The organism is Chitinivibrio alkaliphilus ACht1 (assembly GCF_000474745.1).
Lineage (GTDB): Bacteria > Fibrobacterota > Chitinivibrionia > Chitinivibrionales > Chitinivibrionaceae > Chitinivibrio > Chitinivibrio alkaliphilus.
The window spans coordinates 90,343-108,708 of record NZ_ASJR01000005.1 but is presented as its reverse complement, the minus strand read 5'-3'; the positions used below and the strand labels follow the sequence as shown (position 1 = coordinate 108,708).

The window sequence follows — 18,366 nt, the reverse complement described above, 5'->3', positions numbered from 1 at the left end:
CCAGCCTCTAGAAAAGTTATTGTTGTTTCCTGTATTTATTCGGGCTTACGCCCTCTTTTTCTTTAAATATCCTGTTAAAATGGCTCACATTACGATAGCCGACGCGAAAGGCTATATCGGTTACTTGTCGATCCGTTTCGCGGAGTAATCGCTTTGCCTCGTGAATACGAATCTTATTTAAATATTGCCGGAAGGTCATATCAAATTTCTTCCGTAAGACCGTTTGGATTTTTGCTTGGGTTACTCCTGTGGAGCTGCTTACATCCCGCACAAGGAGGTCTTGATTGGTGTAATTATTTGCAATAAAGGTTTCTACCTTTTGCAAATCCTCATCTTCATAGCTGCTAATTTCCAACTCTTGATAGGGTATAATGACCGGGGTTGTGCTAGAGGGGCGAAAAAAGAGTCTGCCCACCCAGGCACCGCAGATGAGAAGCAGGGCAGAAATGTGCAGGATTACCGTCAAGAGGGTATCCCGTACAAAGGTAATGCGCCGTATTTTTACCTTAGAGAACTCCTGTGAAAATTCTTCATAATGATTATTTTCAATGATAAAACTAAGGATGTTCCCATGGCTTTTATCGGGAAATCGATCTTTTGTTACCGCATTGAGGTTATACCACCACGAGGGGGTTGTAAATGAACGGAGGTCAATGGTGTAGGTTGTAAAGGTATCGGAGACGCCCAGGAGTGACTCATACACACGCCAGCTCATGGATGAGTCCATATGGGTAAAACCCTCTACATAGGAGGTGAAACCGAGAATGAGCATATCCACAGAGGCAGCAATTTCCAGTTCTACATAGTCATATGAGGAAAGGTCAAGACCATCGGGAGAAACAGCCGTGGTGTCGTAAAAATTAATCCCGATTCCTGCATAGGGGTAGGGGAGTTTGTCGCCTAAGCGAAAGGAGTAGGAAGTGAGAGAGTCTTCTACCTGCAGGTTTTTTACGACACTGTTTCCCGGTGACTCTTCACTGTTTTGGTCAACTTGAATATAGACGTGATTCTCATCACGGAGGGGGAGTACGGAGTATTCTCGGGTTCCGTACTGGTAGAACAGTGAGATACACGTAAAAATAAGGAGACTGATGAAACCGCAGGATTCCCAGCGTTTGTGTGTCATCTTTCCCGGTATACGGGAGGATGTAGATTCTCTCAGGGAATTCTTCGTCATTCCACGGTCCAATGCTGTATTTTATTCATATTTCGTATTCAAAATATAGAAAATATATATGATATCTGGTAGAAAAAACAGCATTGTACTTAAAAGAGTTGCCACAGTTACTTCCACAAATGAATATCTCAAGAACCATTTTAAGACTCTGCCCCACGGCTTTGCCCTCATGGCAGATTCTCAAAGTGCCGGGCGGGGACGGGCCGGCCGTTCCTGGATGAGTGAACCAGGGAAAGATCTCACCGCTTCTTTTCTATATCTTCTCCCCCGAAATATTTCTCAATATACGGCAAATATGACACAGATGCTCGCTCTCTCTGTGCATCGGGTGCTGGCGGGATATGGGGTGGATACAGAGATTAAATGGCCCAATGACGTTTTGTGTACGGGTAAAAAAATCTGTGGCATTCTTATTGAAGGCGTTTTTTCTCAAAATCAACAGTATTTAATCTGTGGTCTTGGGATAAATGTCGGTGGTTCGCCACGGGTGCTGGAGCGATGTACCACAACTTCTCTTGTTGCAGAAGGCGTGGATGGTGTATCCCGAGAAGCCCTTTTACGGGCTATTATGGGTGACTTTACACAGGAAGTGGAGCTCCTTGCTCAAGGAAAAGATCTTTCCTCTGTTATGAAACAGCTGAACAGGTGCTTGGCCTATGTTGGTACATATCAGTGGATTAGCCGGGGGGAAGATGTTCAAGAACGGGGGCTTATTGAAGGTCTTTCTCCTCACGGAGAGCTTCTGTATCGTACCAGTACGGGGACACAGCGTACTCTTTGTGCAGGGGAGATCCTTTTTTCCTAAAGCTCCAGGAGTATGGAAAAATCCCAGACATCACGCATGGTGCGACTTGTATTGAGCTCATAGGAAAAATCGCCGCGGATTGTTTTTTCTCGGATGGGGATATCTACCCCGATACCCATGGTCCAATGCCACGGGCTTTCCCCCGATTCCTGGATATTTCGATATGCGCCTAAACGTGTCATGACATATTGAAATATGCGTTGCTCTACCCCTCCGGACATACGCCAAGACTGATCATCATGGAGTGGCATTTGCCCCTCTGCAATAAACATTGTACCATATCGGACATCAAAAGTACCCCCTAGTTTCACAACGGGGGCCTGTGGTTCCCAATAGGTAACTCCCCCTCTGGTGGAGCTGTTGTAATTTGTCACATAGGGAACATTGTAAAAGACAAAGCCGAAGTCAATTCGGTCGGAGAGTTCCGCCATGCCCCCAATGTCAAGGCCCATACCAAAACCGCTTCCTTCTATGGCGTTGTTTCCGATTCCCCCCGTGGTTTCAAGAGAGGCAAGGTGGAGTTTTGCACCCAAGGATATGGGGCGGAGCAGGTCAAAGAGTTCGTTGAATTTGTAGGAAAAGAGTGTTCCAAAATAGATCTCACGCAGATAACTGTCCGGTGCACCGCTGTATTGCAAGGTATGCCCCCAGCCGATTTCCCGAGTTGCTTTCTGTACAAAAGCAGCGGATACATTGTGTACCGCCCCGAAGCGGGATTGATATGCCACGGCGGCTTCCGGACCAGAAATCCAAGATATTCCTGCGGGATTATAAAATGCTCCGTACGCATCTTTTGATGCAGCGACATAGCTATTCCCCAGCGCCTTTGCCCGGGCAGAGGTTGGAATATCCTTGGACAGCGCATTGAGTCCGCTGAGATCCTCCGAATCAACGAGGTCGTAGAGGTTTGTGCTGTGTCGATCGTTGGAAAGTATTCCCCAGAATGCTCCCAAAGCAGTATAGGAGGCAGAGGATATACCCATGGCAGCACGGTTATCCACGGCCTCTCCATAGTAGCGAGACGAGCGGAGAGAGAGGGGGGTGTCGTTTCGATGTGTCAATAGATGCAGGGCTTCCTCGATAACCTCTTCCAGGGACATATCCGGCTGTCCTTCGATGGCGCATTCAGCGGATATATACTCTTGGGTGACATCGATGGAAACCAGTTCTACGGCGTACCGGTCATCATTGCGATCAACCCGTCCGTATATGACCCGATTGAGACGAAACATGCGTCCCAAGGCGGCGGCACAGCGGGGATTTCGACAGTATGTTGGGAAATCACCGTCAATAACGGCATACTCGCGCCGCATTCGCGGCTCAAGAAACACGTCATATCCCGCCATCTCATGAAACACGTCACGCATAATATGCGCGGTGCTGTCACCAAAAGCGCCCTCTTCCACGTTGGTTGAGGGGGTTAATACACCGATTCGCGTGGCTGGAGCAGCATATATGTGTGCACCCAGTACGAGAATGAAAAAAATGTATGCTGTGTATTTGTAAGGGGTATTCACTCCTGCCTCCACGTCCTATTTAAAAAGGATTATTTCCTGTCGGTATCGTTTTATTTCACTGCCGTCATCCATGGTTACTACGAGAAAGTATCGTCCGTTTCTACAGAGAGAGTCTCCGCGTAAATAAAGGGTTTGTTCTTCATTTTGCGGGTTGAGGCTTTCCCGTTTGTTAATGCGAGTTCTTCCATCCCAAATGACCCGCAGGGGATCACCCGGTGAAACCCCATGGTATTCTGCCTCCCAGACCTTGTCACCAAGAACAGAAAATATTTCCATGGTGACGGTGATGCTTGATCTGGTTGAACTGTTCATGGGATGTACCGTGATGCTTGTACCTTCTATTTGTCGGTGTGCTCCCATGAGATCCCGATTTCCGTTCGGAACAAAGGGGGAAAAGGGATTGGGTAGAACGTCTACGGAAGCACTGATACTCTCTTGATTTTCATAGGCTACGGCGAAGCGCAAGGTGTCAACCCGGTTGAGTATTTTTCCCACGGGTACGGTGAGTTCTTGGGTATGAGGCGAGTATTCGATTCCCTCAGAGACAAAGTGATAACTTATGTTGTCATTGCCATCGGCATTGTCGCGCCACGGGTGAGCCCATCCCAAAGAGTCTTCGTCCCATACTGCAAGGGAGATGTTTTCACCATCCTCATCTATTTTGCTACGATATTTTTCGGGGACGCGTACCCTCAGATAGACTTCCTCTTCGGGTATGTACGTTCCATCATCTGTTTCTACGCTGTCTCGATTAAACCGATCGCCGCTACGTCGCAGGGTATATACGCCGGATGCCCGGGACACGCCCCGTTCGGGAATATCTGTTTTTATTTTGTTTCCTGAGGTAAAATGACTGATCGTTAATCGACTATTATCACCGCTGCGCAGACTCTGTGCTGGAATATCTACAAAGACGTTTCGGAAATCTGTAATGGTTTGTTTCTGCGGGCGGACGGAGTGGCGTACCAGAAGCGGTTGGTCATCATGGGTGTATGTGGCAACCTTATCCCCCGTAAGAGCGGCTGAAATATGTACGGGACCAGAGAAGTTTCGTGCCGGTGTAAAGATTCCCGAAACATCGATGGTTCCTGCTGAATCCGGAGATACTTCCCAGTTGGGGGTAATACGAACAGATTCGCCCTCTGGAGTATAGGCATGGCAGATAAACTGTGTTTGGCCACTATTTTCTATACGGTTATTACGAATCCGCGAAGCGGGGCGGACATCCAAGGAGTCAACGGCTACATCCAGTACTTCAAGGGGTATTGTCATGGTGTCTGCGACATCGGGACCGAGGGTAAGCCCCATGCCTTCACGAAAGGCTATCTCCAATGTATCTGCACCTGCACTGCGGGGGCTCATGGTAATGATTCTGTTCCCGTAGGCGTCTCGTCCCCGCCGAATACGGAATCGATCGTTTCGTGATGATATGGAGACATTCTCCGTGGAGAAATCATTGAGCGAGAGACGGGTAAAGTTATCCCCATAGAATCCGACTACGTCGAAACGAACTTCATAGCCTTGGGGAATGCGGTGATCATCCAAGGAAGGCCGTGTCTCAAAACGTGATACCACGGAAGGATTTGCCTCGATAAATGACGTGTAATATTGTTGGGGATGGCCGAAGATGGTTCCCTCACTGGTAAATACCTGAAAATAATACTCCAAGGCAACGCCGCTTTGGGGAGGGGTGAGGCGGAAGGTTGTACGAGCATTTTCTTCCGGGATCTGCTGCTTTTGGGAAAAACTGCTCCGCCCCTCAGCTCGATACCAAAGATATACCGAGTCTACGGTATGGTGTTCATATCCACGGTTGTTAAGAGAGAGGGATATGGCTCCTTCTGAGTCCACCTCCATGGTGTCTTGGGATGTATGGGTGAATGGAAGAGCTTGGGTCAGTCGAATGGTATCCTCAGTAAGGGCATCCTCAGGTGTTATGGTAAATTCGCCGTGCGTGCAGTCGATGATTGTGTCGATGGTCGTGGTGAGAGAATAGCTGTACGAATCAGGACCTATTTGTGTGAGTGTATCGCCACTTCGACGGGTTTTTGAAAAGGGTGAGTGGAATCGAAATCGTCCCGTTTCGCCCACATCAAGGGGGGTGTTTTCAGTGTCATAGATTTCCGCCCTGAGATGTAGGTCAAGTTCACCTTCCTTCATAAAAACTTTCGCATGTGCCACGGGAGTAGTGGCTGCAAGCAAACGCCCCTCTGAAACGGAGAGGGAATCAGAAGAAAGGATGGTTTCATCAAACCCGAAAACTTTAAGAGAGTCGAGGATGAACCCACCCCCTGAGGCACGAAGTGCTACGGTATCTGAGCTATCTGTATCGGGTATTGCCATGAGCAATACCATCCCTTCGGGATCTGCTTGATCTGCAGAAAGAGTCTGTGATCCCCGGGCAAGGCGAACCAAAACATCTTCTCGAGAGAGTCCATCAACAGAAACAACTTCCACAGGGAGGGTTGCGTAGGTGATCAAGGTGTCACGATACTCTGATTCTCCCGCCGTAAGTATCCCTTCCCCAGAGGGGTATCCTGTACGCTCATAGAAGAGCTCATAGGTATCATCCCCCTGAAGTGCGGGAAGACTGGCAGAAAACCGACCAAAGACATTGTCTGTTTGTACAATATCTATGGTGTCATCATCCTGTAAGATGTGTACATCCATATTGCGAATGGGGGCAAAAACCGTTTCTCCGCGACTGTTGTAGCTTTGCCCAAAGATACGCCCCTCCACAATTTCTGCTCCCGGTTTTAGGGTGAGGGTGGTTTCTCGCAGCCCCGTTACCTGTGAGAAGGTATCCCGTGCTGTGACAAAGCCGGATTTTCGTGCACGTACTATGTAGGTACCACTGTTTACCGTAAAGGAAAACTCTCCCGAACTGGGGGTAGCAGGTTCCCGCTCTATGCGTGTTCCCTCTTGGTCAAGAAGATCTACTTCTGTGCTAATTACCGGGGTACCTCGTGAGTTCACCACTGTTCCTCGAATGGTATATTCGTTAGGGTGCATACGAAGGTGGTCTTCAAGGCGTTTGCTCTCCCCTCCCGAAAGAGAAACTCGCCGTTCTCCAGAGAAACTATAGCCGGTGCGTCTGGCTGAAATATTCCAGCTGTCTTCATAGCAGCTGAGGGAGTAGTTGCCCCGTGAATCAGATTCGGTGGTTACCGTATCTCCCCGGTCTGAAATAGCTTGTACGGTTACCCCGCTTAGGTATGATCCGTCTGCATCCTCGACTTTCCCGTAGAGTGTTGCATTGGGTCGGGTGAGGTAGAGGGTGACATGGGAGGTGCTGTCTTCCACAATATCTACGGTACGAAATGGGCTGGGATCATATCCGTCCTTGTGAGCGCGCATCCGCATAGAACCCACGGGTCTGCTTCGGCCAAGCCAGCCGTCCTCATTGGTATAAAAGATCATTGTTTCCATGGATCCGCTCAGAATTTCTGTTTCTATTTCAGCCATGGCAATGGTGGCGGTGTCAAAATTACCCTGTGCTACCTCAATTACTTCCCGTGTGAGAACCACCAAGGAGCCTGCGGGCACGTCGTAGTAGAAATCTGAGTAGGGGCCCGATGTTCCACGACCTTGGTCATCCTTGGCAACCACGCTCCATGCGTAATCATCCTTAGAAAGGTTGTTGATAGCTGACATTTCCACCGTGGCAGTATCGTCAGAAAATCTGCTGGCGGAATATTCTTGATCCCACACGGGGGTCTTTCCGCTTAGGTCGCCTTCGTCCATCTGTTTATAAATATAGAGCTGATACGTATTTGCCAAGGGGTCAAGGTTGGTCCAGGAAAAGGATATTGTCTGTTCTGAAAGGGTATCAGGGCGTCCATGCTCATCTTCCATGGGTGAAATGTTTATAGGCACAGCAAGGGATTCCCCGTCAATAAAGAATTCACTCGGAAGGACCAGTGCAGCAGCTGTCATGACGGGATTATTTCCGTAGTTATTGAGCACCAGCCACGTATAGGTTTCCCCTGCGGACAGTGGTTTCGGACTGGCCGTAATGATTCCCGACGGATCGGGGGCGCCATAGGTAATCTCTGTTTCTTCTGTAACAGCCTGCCACATAATATTCAGATCATCCAGCTGTAAGTCGTCAAAATCGAGGGTGTCGCCCAGGTCCAGCTCGCCCTCAAGAACAATAACGTGATAGTAGGGCACATCGGTTCGTTCATGCCAGCGAAATCGCGGGGTTACATCGGAAAGAGTGTCGCCAATGGGGGCGATGGCCTCCGGGGGATAGCGGTGCCGGACAATAAACTGTATTTCGTTGGAGACAAAGGTGGTATCCCGTTGCCCAAAGGGCGTTTTCACGGTTGTGGGAAACCCAACGACAAGATAGTAAATACCCGCTTCGAGGTCTGACTGTTTTGACGGAACAAATTGGATACCTCGTTCGAGGACGGATTTATCATCAATTAGCACATTGTTGCGAAGCTCTCCATGGGGTGAATATTCAAACTCCTCTGGATCCAGACGAATTTCATAGTTCTCAAGGTCTCTTCCCCCCGGATCCCGGCTGAGATAGATATATCCCGAATCGGGATAGACCCGTCCATCCGCATGGATTTCTTCCTCGCCGGGGCGGGCGATGCCGGCCCATTTTATCCACACCGCGGTATCTTGCGGGAGTATTGCCAAGGGAAACTCCGTAAGGACGTATTCCGTTGATTCCCGTGGAGGAACATCATCCCCTGCCCAAAGGGAGTGAGAAAAAACAACAAAGAGAAACATAAGTATCAGCTGTATCATAAGTGAATCCTGCGGTTAAAAGTTATAGACCACGCCGGTTTTTATGGATGGTATGGGTAGGAGGTTGAGTTCTCCCATGAGTTGAAACTCCTGCCCCACCACAGCACCACCATTGAGCACGGGGATAAGCGTCCCGTCGCCGAAGGTGGGAAGCGAGGAGCGGCCTTCATCGATAATCGAACGAATAATGTATTCATCGTCATTATACGTAACATCAAAGGAAAATACCCCGAGGGTGAAATTAATTCCCCCAAAATCCCCTTTGAGATTAATCATGTGGTCTACATGGGCACTCACGCGAAAGTCAATCGTATCGTTTACAAAATCGTGGTCCCCAGAGTAGGTATCGTCAAAAAGAGAGAGGTGTACATCGTTTACCACTTTTGTGTAGGACAGACGCAGCTTTTCCGGTATAACCTCAAAGCCAAAGGTGAAGCCGTGCGGCATTTCCCACAACAGGTCGTTTGTGGTGCTGAGGCGAACATCCCGTGTGCGGCTTCGGTTAAAATCGTCACGATTGTTAAATACATAATCTGCCACTAAGTCAGGGTCTCCAAGAGAGTCGGAAAACTGAAAGGTTTCCTCATCGACAAAGAACGGTACAGAGTAGTCGGCATCTAAGTGCCCTTCTGCTTCATCGGAAAACCCGAAACGGGCAATGGTAAAGAAACGCCAAAATTGGGCCGCTAGGGTGGGGCTCCATCGGTCAAGGGAGTAGTATCCGTTGATATTATTGTTCAGTTGATAGTCGGGAGACAGGGTAATACCGCCTCCATCTTCTTCAATGGATATATTGCCGGCCACATTGATATTTACATTTCCCGTGACATCAAAGTAGGTATGGTGCCGAGTGAGATTCAGGGAGAGAAAGAGGTCTTGCGGAAGGTTTTCAACATGATACAGGTACCCGAAGGTGGTAGTCTCCCACCCGAGAGAGAAGCCCAGGGGTACTTCAAGGGATGAACGTAAGAGCATGGAAACATCCCCTTCGTCACCGCTGGCAAGGAGGGTGTCCGGGGGAGAGTATATCGATGACGGGAGCGAAAAGCGGTTGCCGTACTTAATATTAAGCATATCAATATTTGAGAACGAACAGACTCCGCCGAGCATGGGGACTTCAACCATGATGGATGTGTTGGCAAATTGGCGTACCACCACATCTGGCACAAAGAGTTCTCCGTCAGTAAAATATTTTGAAATGGGTGAGGTGAGATCTGACATCATTTCATCACTCATTTTGAGGGGAATGGGAATGTTAACACCCCAAAACCCGCGTGATCGCTCAAAGGAGTGGGCTAAGGGAGTACGAAGGAAGTCGTAATTGATTCCTATGGAAAATTCTGCGGAAACATCAGGAGTTGGAAGAAAGTCAAGTCCATCTATTTCCGTCTCATTACCATGAGAAATCAGCACTCCCGCAAAAAAGATAAACAGTAGTATGAGTTTCACAAAAACCTCACTCCGGTATATGCATAATTACCCTCATTATACGGTACCTGTTTTTTTTGTCAAATAAAATTATTAATTTTTACTAATCGCAGTAATATGTGTTATCTTATGAGAAACTGGTGTGATCGACTTTTTTTAAAGGAGCTTTTTCGCATGAAGCACGTATGGATCGTAGGGCTTTCTTTTTTTCTGTTTATTGGCTGTGGAGGTGGGCCGTCAATGTCTGATATAGACGAGGCGGCGGAGCAGATTCAGGGCTATAAAGACGCGGGTGTACCTGAGTCGCTTACGACTCCCGCTGAATCTGCCATTAATAATGCACGCAATGCTCGGCGCCAAGGGGCGCGTCAAAGTGCCCGTGAACATTATGACCGTGCCCGTGAATATATTGTGCAGGCAGAAGCAGCCATGGAAGCGGCTGCAGAAGAGATTCGTCCGGAACTTGAAGCCACGGTGACCCGGTTGAAGAATGAGGCTGAAGAGTCTTTGCAGGGGTTACACATGGCGGCGTTTGAAGATCGAGTGGCCGAGGTGGAAGATCTCCTTTCTCATGATCAGGTATATCGTGCGCAGCGACAAACCCGCATCCTTGGAGAAAAACTGGAGGATTTGCAAAAGCAGCAGCACCATGCCGACTCCATTCGTCCTAAGCTATACGGGCGCTGGGTGTATCGGGATACCATGTCAAATGTGGAGCATCCGGAAATTGATGCCGTAACCGAAAAGGTGGTTCGTTTTAATCGAAACGGTCGAGCCAGCTATCGTAACAAACGACAAGGGCAGACCAGTGAGCATGAAAGAATGTTTTATGAGTATCTTGATATGGGTAGTTTTGATGTGAAGGGTGATACAATTCATATTGCTGTAGACAATTTTGAAACAATTCAAGAACGGGTTGTTGTGAAACAGGATGGACAGTGGGTGACCCAGATAGACAAGACACCGGGGCGGGAAAAAATTACCGACGGTAGTCAAGATGTTACCATCACCTTTACCACCCTTGAATTGGATTATCGACGCCAATAGCGCGGCAATGAGTTACTCAATCTGAAAATTTGGCGATCGCTCTGTGCGGGGGTCGCCAAAATGCTCAAGAATTTTCTCTCGTCGAAAGTCTGATTTCCCATACATTTTTGTATATTGATCATAGCGCTCCATAATTTGTTGTACATACATCTTTGGCTCAATGCCTCGTGCGTAGCCGTGGCGTACTTCTTCCATATGGATGTACTGTTGCAGGGAGAGTTTCAGGATGGTTTTTTCTACATTGCCGAACCATGTATTGGGGTCATAGTCAAAGCGCTGGGCCAGTCGTTGTGCATCAAGAACATGCCCTGGCCCTGCGTTGTATGAGGCCAAGGTAAAGAGAAGTGCTTCGTCTTGAGGAAGGTGGCTCCAATGGGTTCGATAGAGATATTCCAGATATTTCACCCCCGCTAATATACTTCGTTCTGGAACTTTTAAATCAAAAATATCGAAGAGTTTTCCTGTCTCCGGGAGGACCTGCATAAGCCCTGTGGCATTAAACCGGGATACCGCATGAGGATTGAAGCCAGACTCTTGATAGGCAATAGCTGCAAGAAGCTTCCAGGGGAATCGCTCTGTTTCATGGGCTCTAAACAAGGAGTCGTATGGAGAGATTTGTCCCGTTTCAAGGAAAAAATGATCACTCCGTCGACGGCGGGAGTACTCTCGTACACTGCGATAATATTTATTATAAATAAGATTGTATGTGGGACTACCGCCAAATTTTATCTGACGCATCCACTGATCTGCTGCCTTTGTGAGGTTTGGGCTGGTGGTGCGAAATACCCAGCCGATCTGCTGTTCAAAGCTGAGGGGGGTTGCAATATCAATGTTTCGATAAAACCCCGCATTAATTCGGGCTACATGTTCCTTTGATACGGTGTAGTCAATAATGCCGTCATTGACCAATTGTATCAGTTGCTCCACCTCCATATCAGAGCTGACTCGGTGTATCTCTAAAGGAATCCCCGTTTCTTCAATAAGGTGTTTGAGCCGTTGTTCCTGCGGACTGTTGCGCGGGACTACCACGGTTTTTCCGGCAAGCTGAGGGAGGGATCGAATCATGCGTGACTCCATCTCGTGGCGACGTAATTGCCTCCATTGGAGTGGCTTACGCTGTATTAGTACTTGTCTGGTGGTGTTGTGGGGTATGGAGGTGGAAAACCGGCGTTGTATCTGCATGTTTAAAATGATGTTGTCGGCAATCACATCACCTTCCCCCTGTTCCAGAAGTGTCCAGAGAGAGTCCCGTGAAGGGGTTGTACGCATGCGTAGGTGTACGCCGAGGTGGTCTGCAAAGAGACGCAGGAGGTCGTACTCATATCCCATGGGAGAGCCGCGATAAATAAAGTAGTTGTGTGCGTTATACCGGGTGAGAGCAACCAAGGTATCCCGGGCAATAATTTCATCAAGGTCGCGTGTTGATTGGGTGAGTTCGTCCATGAGACGACTGCGGATTTCGTCTTGTACATCTGAACTGCTCGGCATATCGGCACAACCTGTGATTGCTATGGCACAGAAAAAAAGCAGAAGTAGGTTCATGGCAGAATCCCGTTTAATTTTGCAGCGCCCGTGTTCTAAGATAATGGTATATTAGGGGTTCCAATTTTTCAAGGAGTTTGCCAATCTTTGTATGGTTGCGTAAAAATGTGCCGCTGTGATCATGGTGCCGCAGCAGTTCCTGTATATCCGTAAGTTCTTTCTGTGAAAAAAGCCTGTCAAGATACCGACATCCCGTGGAATAGAAGTGTTGGGAAGCAAAAAAGTCCTGGAGGGTTGTGGTAAGATGTTCCTCTTGGGCAGGGGTGAGCTCTGTAAATTCTTGCTGAACCATGTCAATGAGAAATTGCCCTCGATCTTCTCGATAGGTGCGCTGAATTTCGTACATGAGCTCACGGGCGGTTTCGCTACATCCACCAGCCCGCACAGATGCGGGCCACAGAAACAGTGGAGTGAGCAGGAAGATATATCCACAAAGATCTTTCATGAACTCGTCCCTTTAGGGCAAATGAATTTGTCGCCGAAAGGAGTGGCCCTCTCCCAAGAGCTGGAGCACATATACCCCCGGTGCAAGCCCTTCAAGATTCAGGCGATCACCGCGCTGCGCATTCTGTAGTTTGGTGTGTTGTACGACGCGCCCTCGCGGGTCATAGAGGGAAAGGGTAAAGGAGCCGCTCTGCGCCAGATAGAGGCCGTGAGGAGTCTGTTCTATTGCCGGGGTAGCCCCCATACGGTGTGGTGAGTCTATCACGGGGGTGTCTCGTTCAATATAAACGGTGTCAACCCATTGGCTGTCTACTTCTCCCTGTACGTGTTTCTTCGTTGTTGTAATAAGGGTGTCCGTAGTACCCCCGTAATACTGAAGTTGTGCCGTAATGAGGGTGTCGGGTATTCCAGAATAGGTGCCGGCAAAGGTCCACGGAGGTGTCCCAAATTGATCTGTGAGGCTGTGACTGGGCTCCATATCGGCACCCCAGGTGCCGCCGTGTGGATCACCGGTATATTCCCAGAGAGAGTCATTGTGGTGTACCGTATCTCGGTATCCTGGGGTGATACTGCTGCTCCACGGCTCATAGTGTCCCACATCACCTCCTTTTGACTCTTCAAAAGAAGCCGTAATGGTATGAGATGCGTGGACATTGTAAAAGTACATTTCCGTGAGAGGTCCTCTCTCTTGGTCGTCGATTACCACAGAATTGACAATGTAGCCACTCTCCGGAGTGATTGTAAGGGAGGTATCCTCTCCATGGGCGAGGAGAAATTCCCCTGCCGGCGTGCTTGTGCCACCTTCTTTCGCAGTAATGGTGAAGCTGTGGAGTTCCGGCGCATCGGGATCGGGAGCAAAGCGAGCGGTAATACGTGTATCGCCAGAGATTTCTTCCAGGGTAACTTCTTCCTGTGCTCCCTGCGATTCGCCGTCGATGAGCACATCTGTAATAATGTGCCAAGGGTCAGGGGTAATGGTGAATGTTTGGCTGGTTCCTTCGCGTACAGAGACCTGTCCTGATGGCGTAATACTGCCGCCCGTTTCTGCTTTTGCCGTAACGGTGTAGGTGGTTCCTAGGGGGCCACGAATCTCTGATAGGGCTTTCCAAATGTCTCTGCGCTGCCACGCTTCATTGCGAAGCTGCATATCCCATAGGGCAACGCCCACACCGTTATCTTGTGCCCACTCTACTTGCTGGAGGGCGGAACTTCCTTGCCAACTATCGAGATGATCGGGCATTCCCAACATGAGCTTCTCAGGAGCGCCCGCCGCCATAGATTTTTGGCCGGCATAGGAGAGGTCTCCCGTTGCATTGATACCGGTTTCTTCATACCCCATGGATGTTATGCCGTCAACCAGGGGGAGCAGTTCGGGCCAATGTGATGCATCGGGGATATGATCCCATTCCCGTGATGCAAAGGTTGCTATGGTCAGATCTTTTCCCAGGGAGGAAAGGGTATCACTGAGTTTCTCCATGAAGAGAAGAAAGTTTTCCGTATCGGTGGGAGAGTCTGCGTTGGGACCTTCAAGATCTACCTCTACGCCATGAAGATTAAGACGTTTCATTTCCGTAACAATTGCATCTACAAAGGATTGACGATTTGCTGCGGATATTGAGGTGGATACAAGGCTCCAGTCCCATCCATGTTCCCCGTTGTAAATACAGAGCATGGTTTTTATACCGTACTGGTTTCCCCAATCCCGTATTACCTTCACGGAGTCATCGTTCATATAGTCCATACTGTAGTCATCGCGCGTTACATAGCTAATACCACCATTACCATCGGGAACCCAAAACTGCGGCGCAATATGTGAAAGCCCGTCGGCGGGGCCATATCCATCAAAACTTTTCTCAAGATTCTCAAAGCTGACCGGGACATTGTATGGCGGAATCCATGATATGACCGGTCGACCAGTGCCCAAGAGACATGCCGGAATAAGAAGAGTGCACAGTAGTACGCGTATCATTTACCAGGCTCCTGAATAAGATTGCATAATATAAAGGTATTCCAGAGGGCCTTGTTTTGCCATATTTTTTGCGAGTAGACAAAAAAGGAAACGGCTCCTTTTTGTAGTACTTTTTTTGTAAAGAGATCTGACAAATGATTCTTGGGAAATACTCCTTTTCTCTTATGTGCGCACAACACCTTCTTTTTGGTAGGCCTGCCACGTGGTTTTGATAAGGGTATCCACGTCGGAGTATTTTGCTGTCCATCCGAGAAGTTTTTGCGCCTGCTCTGCCGAAGCAAGTACCACCGAAGGGTCTCCCGGCCGTGGTGATACAACATCTGCCGGAATGGGTTGTCCCGTGACTTGTCGGGCAGAATGGAGCATTTCCTGTACGGTTATTCCTTCCTCGGAACCAAGGTTTACGGTGATGTCCTCTTTTTGCTGATGTAGGTAGTCTGCTGCCCGAAGATGGGCATCGGCAAGGTCGGATACATGAATATAGTCGCGGATACACGTGCCATCTCGTGTCTCGTAGGTGTCTCCGAAAACGGCCATTTTTTCCCGAATTCCCGCTGCTGTTTCCATTACGACGGGGAGAAGGTTTTCCGGCTGCTCTTCCAAGCCGTGGAGTGTCCCCGTGGGGTCATACCCTGCGGCATTGAAATAGCGCAGCGCCGCGTAGCGTATCCCCTTAAGACGGCTGAACCAGCCCAGGAGACGCTCTATTTCCAGCTTTGTGAACCCATAAAAATTCATTGGGTTTTGCGGATGGTTTTCGTCAATGGGAAGGTATGTCGGTTCGCCGTATACTGCGGCGGTTGAAGAAAAAACAATGGCGGAAACCCCCGTTCGTGCTGCGGCGTTGAGAATATTGAGGGAGCCGATTATATTATTTTCGGCATACCGTTCCGGCTCATTCATAGACTCCCCCGCCGCTTTTAGGGCGGCAAGATGAATAAGACCGTCAAACCCCTGGGAGAGGGTCTTTTCCAGAGTGGGGTAGTCGAGAATATCTGCTTCTACAAAGGCGGCTTCGGAAAAGAGGTTTTGTCGTTTTCCCGAGGAGAGATTGTCAAATACGGTAACTTCGTGCCCCGCTTGTAAGAACGCCTGCGTCACATGTGAGCCGATATATCCGGCGCCACCGATAATAAGATATTTCATTGGTTTGTCCTGTAAAGATGTTCAATAATTTCAAAATTATCCTTCTTAATCCATCCTTCATGGGTATCACTGAAGGAGATGCGATACCAGTGATTATGCTGATCTAATATACGAAAGGTACTTCCTTCATGGAGAACAAATCCTTCCGATGTCCCTTGGGGGGCAGGGCGAACAGAGGCTTTGGAAACGGTGACTACCCCCCGTTGGTGTGTGCGCAATCGATAGAGACTATACCACGTAGTGGAGCCAAAAAAGAGGGTGAGGAGAAGGGCCAGTCCAAGGCCGTAGAGGGGGGCTGTTTTATTTTTCAGCGGGATAAAAAGAATGCATATTGTACATATAAGAGCAATGAGTGCCAGCAGAATAAGGAGTTTGAGTTGGGATCGTGGAGGAAAAAAACCGTAATACATTTTGCGTAGTTCATCGAGGGCGCTGGTTTCTCTTTCATGCCTGTCCAAACGAAGGCTTCGTACATGGCGGAGGTTTTTTTCTATTCGTGTATCTCCCGGTGCGAGAATTTGAGCCCGTTCATAGGCGAGGATACTTTTGCCGATATTCCCCAGGTGAAACCAGGCATTACCCATGTTGAAATACATATTCGGCAGGGGGTATGGTTCTTTCATGAGTGCTTGGTGGTAATAGTCGATGGCGGTGCGATACTCTCCCTGTGCATAGGCGGAATTTCCCTGAGAAAAGGGATCCTGAGCTCCATGGAGGAGCGATGTAAGAAGAACCAGGATGATACCGAGGCGAAAAATCATGGGCACAACTCCCGTTCAATTTTTTTTATTTGTACGCAGAGGTCCTTGAGAGATTCCTCTGACGGTGCCTTTTGTCGTGCATATCGGTCCATTTCTATGGTATCAAGGAGAGAATAGATTGAGCGGATACCTTCGGATGATACACCGCGTTGTATAAGGGCTTTCTCCAACTCCGGACGAGACAACACCCCCGTGGAAAACCCCGCAGCAGATGCTAAATATTTTTCAGTAATTGCAGTGGGAGAGGAGCATTCTTTACCCCGTGCGCAGGCACGAAGTTGTCGTATTGTTTGGAAGTATCCGTGCTGCTTTTTCCGCGTGGGGTGTTTCCATAAGGGAAGAGCGAAAAACAGGCGCAGCAGTATCAGGAGAAACACGAGTCCCCAGAGAAGTACCAAGGGGCGAATATGTCTTCTTATGTGCTGGGGGGAGAGCAGGGTGTAGGTACCCGGGGTGGTTCTGATACTGGAGATACTCTCCTTGTTTTCACGAATCCCTCGTTGGGTACGTACGCGCTCACTGCTGCGCGAACGACCAGGAAGCACGGTGAATTCCATGGGGGCGGTTGTTTCGTGAATATACTCTTTGCGGTCTGTGTGAAACCACGTAAAGGAGAGTTCGGGAATTGTGACGGATCCTTCCTCTTCGGGGATGAGCACAAAGGTGTAATCTGCCCGGGAATAGGTGCGGCCGTTCAGGGTGTCTTGGCGCATTTCTCGTTCGGGGGCAAAGGTGGTGACGCCGGGAATATCTGGAAGTGTGTAGGAGCGCAGCACGTTTTTCGGTACTTTTCCCCGAAGGGTGACTGTGAGATCGGTACTTGCTCCAGCAGCAATACCATGTGTCACCACAGTGTCGGGGAGGGAGGCAGAAAGGCGCACCCGATTCATGGCGCCGGTAAAGTTTTCTGGTGGGCGGGGCGGGTCTTGTACGGAGAAATGTTGTGGGGTTGTTCTGCTGTGACGTCGCACATTTTGAGCGCGGTGCATAGATCCAAACAGACCGTGACGGCGGCGATCATCCGAGCGTACCATGCGGCGTTCGTAATAGGAAAACTCTAGGGCAGGAATGGAAAAATCTCCTGCAGAAAGCGGGGTGACTTCAAAGGGGATCTCCAGAGTACGATGGGGAACACCGTTTCGTATTTTTCGTTTGTCCCTGAGTGATTCCTGCAATACTATGTGGACGGTGTGGTCTTCAGGAAAGGCGTCGCGAAAGGTGTCTAACAGCGTGTGCAGATCTTGGTTTGAAAGTTGTACATCCTGCTTCTCCGGCCATGTAATGTGCACGGTGATTCCCATGGTTTCCCCGGTGTACAGGGTGTGCTTGTCGGGGCGAATTTCTACAAAAAGTTCTTCCGGGGCCTGCGAATCTTGGGGGGTATCATCAATCTGAAAGGTTATTTCATTGGAAACGTACTCTTTCTCATTGTGGGTAAAGCGCAAGGGTGGCAGGGTGATTTCCCCTGTTTCGTGAAATGTAACTTGATATAGAAGGGAGTATTGTACCGTGGTTACAGCGCGCTGTCTTCCCCCTGAAATTGCAACCTGTCGAGACGTGCCATGCCGTACATTTTCCAAGGTTGCCGTGTAGGCAGAATGTTCTTCAAAATGAGGGGGCGTATCCATGGATGAGGGGAGATTAATGTCTGCGCGAACAAGAGCAATATCACCAACAGAAAGCGAGGTTTGTTCGGTGGTAAGTTCTATGGTTCCAGCAGCCATGGAAAGGACGCATAACAGAAGAAGTAGAACGGGCTTCATGAT

12 protein-coding genes are annotated in these 18,366 nt (G+C 49.0%); 2 read left to right on the top strand and 10 right to left on the bottom strand.

Annotated features, from left to right (window positions below; genetic code table 11):
* Positions 1-16: 16 nt before the first annotated feature.
* Positions 17-1,126, bottom strand: a complete 1,110-nt coding sequence (locus CALK_RS03615; protein WP_034636596.1) for a helix-turn-helix domain-containing protein — start codon at positions 1,124-1,126, stop codon at positions 17-19.
* Positions 1,127-1,235: 109 nt separating this feature from the next.
* On the opposite strand from CALK_RS03615, the gene CALK_RS03610 reads away from it, so the two are divergent.
* Positions 1,236-1,982 (top strand): biotin--[acetyl-CoA-carboxylase] ligase, encoded by a 747-nt coding sequence (locus CALK_RS03610; protein ID WP_022636297.1) that lies wholly within the window; start codon positions 1,236-1,238, stop codon positions 1,980-1,982.
* Here the strand turns inward: CALK_RS03610 and CALK_RS03605 are convergent.
* Genes CALK_RS03605 through CALK_RS03595 form a run of 3 tightly spaced genes read right to left on the bottom strand, consistent with a single transcriptional unit; the run spans position 1,979 to position 9,712 of the window.
* Positions 1,979-3,499: a PorV/PorQ family protein gene (locus CALK_RS03605; protein ID WP_022636296.1), complete on the bottom strand. Its 1,521-nt coding sequence runs from the start codon at positions 3,497-3,499 to the stop codon at positions 1,979-1,981. The two genes, CALK_RS03610 and CALK_RS03605, sit on opposite strands and share 4 nt — an antisense overlap.
* Before the next feature lie 15 nt (positions 3,500-3,514).
* Positions 3,515-8,263, bottom strand: a complete 4,749-nt coding sequence (locus CALK_RS03600; protein WP_022636295.1) for a carboxypeptidase-like regulatory domain-containing protein — start codon at positions 8,261-8,263, stop codon at positions 3,515-3,517.
* Positions 8,264-8,278: 15 nt separating this feature from the next.
* On the bottom strand, positions 8,279-9,712 hold the full coding sequence (locus CALK_RS03595) for a TonB-dependent receptor (RefSeq protein ID WP_022636294.1): 1,434 nt from the start codon (positions 9,710-9,712) through the stop codon (positions 8,279-8,281).
* A 153-nt stretch (positions 9,713-9,865) separates the two neighbouring features.
* Between CALK_RS03595 and CALK_RS03590 the strand changes: the two genes are divergently transcribed.
* The gene (locus tag CALK_RS03590) at positions 9,866-10,738 is read left to right on the top strand and encodes a hypothetical protein (protein ID WP_022636293.1); all 873 of its coding nucleotides are present in this window, start codon (positions 9,866-9,868) and stop codon (positions 10,736-10,738) included.
* 12 nt (positions 10,739-10,750) lie between these two features.
* Here the strand turns inward: CALK_RS03590 and CALK_RS03585 are convergent, their stop codons facing one another.
* The 6 genes from CALK_RS03585 to CALK_RS03560 form a co-directional block, all read right to left on the bottom strand.
* Positions 10,751-12,280: an MltF family protein gene (locus tag CALK_RS03585; RefSeq protein WP_022636292.1), complete on the bottom strand. Its 1,530-nt coding sequence runs from the start codon at positions 12,278-12,280 to the stop codon at positions 10,751-10,753.
* A gap of 13 nt (positions 12,281-12,293) precedes the next feature.
* Positions 12,294-12,725: a hypothetical protein gene (locus tag CALK_RS03580; protein ID WP_022636291.1), complete on the bottom strand. Its 432-nt coding sequence runs from the start codon at positions 12,723-12,725 to the stop codon at positions 12,294-12,296.
* A gap of 12 nt (positions 12,726-12,737) precedes the next feature.
* Positions 12,738-14,693: a glycosyl hydrolase family 18 protein gene (locus CALK_RS03575; RefSeq protein WP_022636290.1), complete on the bottom strand. Its 1,956-nt coding sequence runs from the start codon at positions 14,691-14,693 to the stop codon at positions 12,738-12,740.
* 162 nt (positions 14,694-14,855) lie between these two features.
* Positions 14,856-15,839: a UDP-glucose 4-epimerase GalE gene (gene galE / locus CALK_RS03570; protein ID WP_022636288.1), complete on the bottom strand. Its 984-nt coding sequence runs from the start codon at positions 15,837-15,839 to the stop codon at positions 14,856-14,858.
* Complete coding sequence (locus CALK_RS03565) at positions 15,836-16,600, bottom strand: tetratricopeptide repeat protein (RefSeq protein ID WP_022636287.1); 765 nt, start codon at positions 16,598-16,600, stop codon at positions 15,836-15,838. Before CALK_RS03565 ends, galE begins: the two co-directional genes overlap by 4 nt.
* Complete coding sequence (locus tag CALK_RS03560) at positions 16,597-18,363, bottom strand: BatD family protein (RefSeq protein WP_022636286.1); 1,767 nt, start codon at positions 18,361-18,363, stop codon at positions 16,597-16,599. The genes CALK_RS03565 and CALK_RS03560 overlap by 4 nt, the downstream gene beginning before the upstream one ends.
* Between the last annotated feature and the right edge of the window lie 3 nt (positions 18,364-18,366).

What these genes read in the sequence shown, in the direction of transcription:
- galE (WP_022636288.1), bottom strand. Translation starts at nt 15,839, where the DNA reads ATGAAATATCTTATTATCGGTGGCGCCGGATATATCGGCTCACATGTG.
- CALK_RS03590 (WP_022636293.1), top strand. Translation starts at nt 9,866, where the DNA reads ATGAAGCACGTATGGATCGTAGGGCTTTCTTTTTTTCTGTTTATTGGC.
- CALK_RS03610 (WP_022636297.1), top strand. Translation starts at nt 1,236, where the DNA reads ATGATATCTGGTAGAAAAAACAGCATTGTACTTAAAAGAGTTGCCACA.
- CALK_RS03600 (WP_022636295.1), bottom strand. Translation starts at nt 8,263, where the DNA reads ATGATACAGCTGATACTTATGTTTCTCTTTGTTGTTTTTTCTCACTCC.
- CALK_RS03560 (WP_022636286.1), bottom strand. Translation starts at nt 18,363, where the DNA reads ATGAAGCCCGTTCTACTTCTTCTGTTATGCGTCCTTTCCATGGCTGCT.
- CALK_RS03575 (WP_022636290.1), bottom strand. Translation starts at nt 14,693, where the DNA reads ATGATACGCGTACTACTGTGCACTCTTCTTATTCCGGCATGTCTCTTG.
- CALK_RS03580 (WP_022636291.1), bottom strand. Translation starts at nt 12,725, where the DNA reads ATGAAAGATCTTTGTGGATATATCTTCCTGCTCACTCCACTGTTTCTG.
- CALK_RS03565 (WP_022636287.1), bottom strand. Translation starts at nt 16,600, where the DNA reads ATGATTTTTCGCCTCGGTATCATCCTGGTTCTTCTTACATCGCTCCTC.
- CALK_RS03585 (WP_022636292.1), bottom strand. Translation starts at nt 12,280, where the DNA reads ATGAACCTACTTCTGCTTTTTTTCTGTGCCATAGCAATCACAGGTTGT.
- CALK_RS03615 (WP_034636596.1), bottom strand. Translation starts at nt 1,126, where the DNA reads ATGACACACAAACGCTGGGAATCCTGCGGTTTCATCAGTCTCCTTATT.